We start from the raw sequence: 4976 nt of genomic DNA on the forward strand, positions 1-4976 counted from the left end.
CCGACGAGAGGCCACCACCCGCGGGGCGACCAGCCCGTCGAGCAGCCCGGCCATCGCCCACAGCAGGGTCGACTTACCCGCGCCCGAGGGCCCGGTGACGGCCAGGATCCGTCCGGGCCGTGCCGTGCAGGAGACCCCGTCGAGCGCGACGAGGTCACCGAACCGCACCGTGAGGCTGCGCACCGTGATGCCCGGCTCACGGTCCTCCCCCAGAGCGGCGACGCGGACGACCGGTTCCGTCATGGGACCTCCTCCCCTGCGAGGGACCGTCCGAGCGGGTCCCCGGTGAGCGGCATACCTCTGTCTGGGAGCGGCGCGGCACGCCCGGCCGCTTCCGCCGAGGCCTGGCCGAGCAGGAGCCAGCGTCCGCCGTCCTCGTGGACGCGGACGAGCGTGCCCGGCGGGAAGGCGTCGAGCGCCGCGGGAGGCAGCGGCAGCGAACCGTCTGCCGAGACGACGGCGAACTCCTCCCCCTCGCGTCCCTCCGCCCCGACGCGGCCGTCGCGGATCGTCACGGTGCGGGGCAGGGCGGCGGCGACCGCGGGGTCGTGCGTCACGACGACGATGGTCATGCCGGTGCGGCGGTTCACCTCCTGCAGCGCCGAGATGACCCGGTCGCGGGCGGCGTGGTCCAGCTGGCTCGTCGGCTCGTCGCCGAGGAGCAGGCCCGGGAAGCAGGCGATGGCCACTGCGATCGCGGTCAGCTGCAGCTCACCGGGCGTCAGGGCCCCAAGGGGCTGGTCCGCGAGGCCGGCGATGCCGAGCAGGTCGAGCACCTCCTCGACGTCCGGCACGGGATGGCTGCGGGACCGGGCGGCGTGCTGCGCGAAGGCGACGTTGCGGCGCGGGGTGAGGTAGGGCAGCAGGTTGCGGCTGGCGCCCTGCAGCACGAGCCCCACGTCGGCGGCCCGGAAGTCGTCGAAGTCGGCTGCGGTCATCCGGCGCACCTCGTGCCGGCCGATGTGGACCCGGCCCGCGCTCGGCTCGACGAGGCCGCCGAGCACGGACAGCAGGGTCGACTTGCCGGCGCCGCTCGGGCCCAGCAACCCGACGATCTCCCCGGCTCCCACGTGCAGGTCGACGCCCGACAGGGCCGCCACGTCGTGCCCCTCGGACCGGTAGATCACGACCAGCCCGTGCGTGCTGACCTCGATGCCGCCAGTCATGCCGCCTCCCTGACCCGGCCGATGGTCGAGCGGCGCGCGAGCCACAGGCCGATGAGGGTCGCGACACCCGCGAGCAGGACGAGCGACACCACCGCGACGAGCGAGACGGCCACCGCGGCCGGGTGCAGGTCGGGCCTGAAGGTCTCCGACGGCGTGGTGAAGAGCGGGACGAGGCCGATGGCGAGCCGCGAGCCGACGACCCCGCAGCCGGCGCCGGCGAGGACGGCGAGCAGGACGACCGCGACCTGTTCCACGATGACGCTCGTTCGCAGCCGTCCGGCCGGCACACCGGCGAGCCGGAGGGCCCCGAGGTCCCGCGAGCGCAGGCGCCACGAGGTCGCCGCGAGGAGGACGAGCACGATCGCGCTGAGGAGCAGCGCCATGGCGCCGACGACGAGGGCGAGGCGGAGGGCCCACGCAGAGGCGGAGTTGTCGAAGCGGCGCAGCGTCTCGTCGCGCTGGACGGAGGAGGTGACGGAGACCCCGGCCGCCTGCAGCGCCGCCTCCACCCGCGCGGTGGCGGCGCTGTCGGAGACCCAGACCTCGATCGAGCCGGGGGCGTACATGCCCACCGCGGTGGCGGCGAGCGCGTCGTAGTCGACGAGAGCGACGTTCGCGAGGCCGCTGGGGGCGACCCTGCTGCGCCCCACCTCGGCAACGGGCACGTCGGTGCCGACGAAGCCGGCCACCGACGTCACGGGTGGTTCGGTGCGCGCGGGCTCCTCGTGCGGCACGACGATCACGGGCAGACGCGGATCCGATGTGGCGGCGGTGAGCACGCCCCGGGTCGAGGCGAACTGGACGCGGACCGACGCCGCTGAGGACGGGTCGGCGCTGGCGCCGATGAATCCGGGTGTGTCCGGGGTCGCGGCCCGGGGGTCGACGGGGCTGCCGGAGCCTGCCCACGTGGCACGGGACAGGTCGATCGCCGGTGCGCCGTCCACGGAGATGGACCGGATCCGGAAGGTGCCGGCGATCGCGCGCGACTCGTGGATGTTGCGGTCCACCGTCACGCCGGCCAGCCGACAGGCCGTGCTGCAGAAGACGGTGGACGACAGCGTCATCGAGCGTCGCGCGATCGGCAGGTCACCCAGCGGCTGGCTGGCAGTGCGCCCGTCGGGCTGCTGCAGCTCGAGCCGGAGCGGGATCGACACCGGCCGCGTCGCGAGGTCGCCGGGCGGGTTCACGGTCGGGATCTCGATCTGGTCGAGCTGCACCGTGACCGTGCGTCCCTCGATGCGCAACGGCGGTGGCGGCGGCGCAGCGATCGCGGACCAGTCGATCCGCTCCCCGGGCAGCGGCAGCGCGATGCGAGTGATGTCGGCCGGGACGACGGCCATGGTGCGCATCGCTTCCGAGCTGACCCGCCCCAGGTGCGCCACGGGGGTGGCGAGCGCGCCGGTGGGGTCGAGATCCTTCAGGACCGCGCGGACGGCATGGGGGTCCTTCGAGTCGGTGCGCAGGACCGCCTCGGCGCCGGCCTCGACGGCCGCCCGCGACTGGCGGTTCCGGTCACCGATCAGGTAGGCGTCGGTGGCGAAGACGACGAGCGCCGACGCGATGGTGACGATGGCGACGACCCGGCGCACCGCGGGCCGCCGGGCGATCTGCAGCGCGGCAAGACCGGTCGTGGCCCTGCCCCGCCGCAACGACCAGCGCCCGACGCCGGCGGACACCGGCACGACGAGCATGGCGAGCAGGAGGCCCACGGCGAGCGAGAGCAGGGCCGGGGTGGCCATCGCGAGTGGTCCGGACGCGTTGCCCGTGACGATGGTGACGACGCCCGCTGCCGCCATGGTCAGCACGATCGCGTCGACGAGACCCACGGCGACCCGACCCGGCCGGGGCGGCACCCGGCGCAGGAGGGACGGCAGGGGCTCGCGCACCCGCGGCCGCGCTGCGAGCAGCACCGCACCCCAGCCGGCGAGCAGGGCGGCTGCTGCACCGATCCACGCCCCGGGCGGGACGTCGAACGGCACTCCGGCCGGAAGCCAGAACCGGCGCGCCACCTCTCCGGCGAGCAGCGCGACACCGAAGCCGGTCGGGACGCCGAGCGCGGAGAGGGTGCCGAGCTCGCGGACGAGCAGCGTGGTCGCGCCGCGCCGCCCGCGGCCGCGGAGCCGCGCGATGGCGATCTCCGGGCGACGCTGCTCGACGGCCGCGGCGGCCGCGAGGCCCAGCACGACGACGGCGAGCAGTGCGAGCTGCCCGAGCAGGAGCGGCACGAGCACCGCGGCCTGGCGTTGGCCGGTCACGATGGAGGCGCCGATCTCGTCGAGGGCGCTGTAGACCTTGGCGGGGCCAGTGCGGGACTTGGCGTCCTCCAGCGCGGCGACGACGGCAGGCAGCTGGGCGACACCGAGGTGGTCGGGCCGCAACGCATAGGTGTGTGTCACCGAGAGCCGCTCCGGCTGAGCGCCGAAGAACGCCGGGACCGTGATGGGGGAGTCCATGAGCGGCTCGGAGCCGAGCGCCTTGAAGACCCGCTTGCCGGTCCGCCCGGTGAGGCGCTGCCCGAACCAGTAGCCGTCGTCGAGGCGCTGGGTGTAGGTGCCGACGAGCCGCATCCCCGCTGGCCGCTCCTCGGGACCGGCGGCCGTGACGGGCGCCATGCTGATCCGGTCGCCCACCGACCAGCCCTGGTGGGCCGCCTCGGCCGCCGAGACGAGCACCTCGTCGGCGGAGGTCGGGCAGCGGCCGGCCGTGAGCACGATGCCGCGGCACGGCTCGGCCGGCGCGAGCACCATGGTGGAGATCGGCTCGTGGCCCTGCCGCGCGGAGGAGACGACGACCGCGCGCCCGGCGGTCAGTTCCGTGGGCGGTGCGTAGAAGGGGGTGACCGACGGCGGCAGCGCGGTGGCCATCGCCCGCCGCTCCACCTCGGCCCCGCGGGTGAGGATCTGCTCGACCGTGACTCCGGTCTCGGTGACGCTGGCGTGGGCCAGCGCGTCACGCAGCAGGCCGTGCTCGAGGTAACGGGCGTAGAGCGGCCCGAACACCGCGCTGGCGGCGACGAGTGAGGAGAGGAGGACGAGCACGACAGCCTGCGTCTTGCGGTGCGCGATCGCCGCCCACACGGGCACTCCCCTTTCTGCCGCTGCCGCCCGTACGGCGGGCCAACTGCGACAGTCAAGAGCATCACGACGGGTGTCGTATGACGTGAGCCTCCATCGTTACGAAGCCGTGACGACCCGGTTGCGCCGGCTGCGCCGAACGATGCGGCTCTCGGGTGCTCCGGACCCGTCATGGCCGTTGCGAGCGCCCTCTGGGACGAAGCCGTTTCGCGCACAGAACCGGCGGGCGCGTACGGCGTCGGCGCCCCTGATCGGCGCGATCTGCCAGTCGGCGTCAGTCACCGCGCTGCCGCTCGAGAGCGGCCTCGAGCCGCTCCAGCTTGCCGTCGAGCTCGCCGGTGTGCCCGGGGCGGATGTCCGCCTTGAGGACGAGCGAGACGCGGGGCGAGGACTCGGCCAGCACGTCACAGCAGCGCTTGACGACGGCCATGCACTCGTCCCACTCCCCCTCGACCGTCGTGAACATGGCGTCGGTCCGGTTGGGCAGGCCCGACTCGCGAACGACGGCGATGGCGCGCGCCACCGCCTCGCTGACCGAGCCGGTGTCGTCGGCGGGCACTGACGGTGCGACGGAGAAGGCGATGAGCATTCCTTCACCCTAGACGGGCTCCCGCAGCCAGCGCGTCAGCTGAGCAGGCCCCCGGCGGAGCCACCGGGCCGGCCGGTATGCCGCTCACGCCGCTCCCGTCGGGAACTGGCCTTCCGACGTGGTTCCGACGGGAACTGGCCTTTCGAC

4 protein-coding genes are annotated in these 4976 nt (G+C 74.4%); all 4 read right to left on the bottom strand.

All coding sequences use genetic code 11. The features are described 5' to 3' along the window. Positions 1-243, bottom strand: a 243-nt coding sequence (locus N864_RS19140; protein WP_034721000.1) for an ATP-binding cassette domain-containing protein, incomplete at its 3' end; no start/stop codon positions are given. Beyond that, complete coding sequence (locus N864_RS19145) at positions 240-1166, bottom strand: ABC transporter ATP-binding protein (protein ID WP_081794043.1); 927 nt, start codon at positions 1164-1166, stop codon at positions 240-242. The genes N864_RS19140 and N864_RS19145, both read right to left, overlap by 4 nt. Beyond that, positions 1163-4243, bottom strand: a complete 3081-nt coding sequence (locus N864_RS19150) for an FtsX-like permease family protein (protein ID WP_034721003.1) — start codon at positions 4241-4243, stop codon at positions 1163-1165. Before N864_RS19150 ends, N864_RS19145 begins: the two co-directional genes overlap by 4 nt. Before the next feature lie 271 nt (positions 4244-4514). Then, the gene (locus tag N864_RS19155; protein ID WP_034721006.1) at positions 4515-4829 is read right to left on the bottom strand and encodes a thiamine-binding protein; all 315 of its coding nucleotides are present in this window, start codon (positions 4827-4829) and stop codon (positions 4515-4517) included. Positions 4830-4976: the final 147 nt, after the last annotated feature.

Source organism: Intrasporangium chromatireducens Q5-1 (genome assembly GCF_000576575.1).
GTDB lineage: Bacteria > Actinomycetota > Actinomycetes > Actinomycetales > Dermatophilaceae > Intrasporangium_A > Intrasporangium_A chromatireducens.

Bases quoted from the DNA above. Each gene is read 5' to 3' on its own strand.
- N864_RS19145 (WP_081794043.1), bottom strand. From the start codon at position 1,166: ATGACTGGCGGCATCGAGGTCAGCACGCACGGGCTGGTCGTGATCTAC.
- N864_RS19155 (WP_034721006.1), bottom strand. From the start codon at position 4,829: ATGCTCATCGCCTTCTCCGTCGCACCGTCAGTGCCCGCCGACGACACC.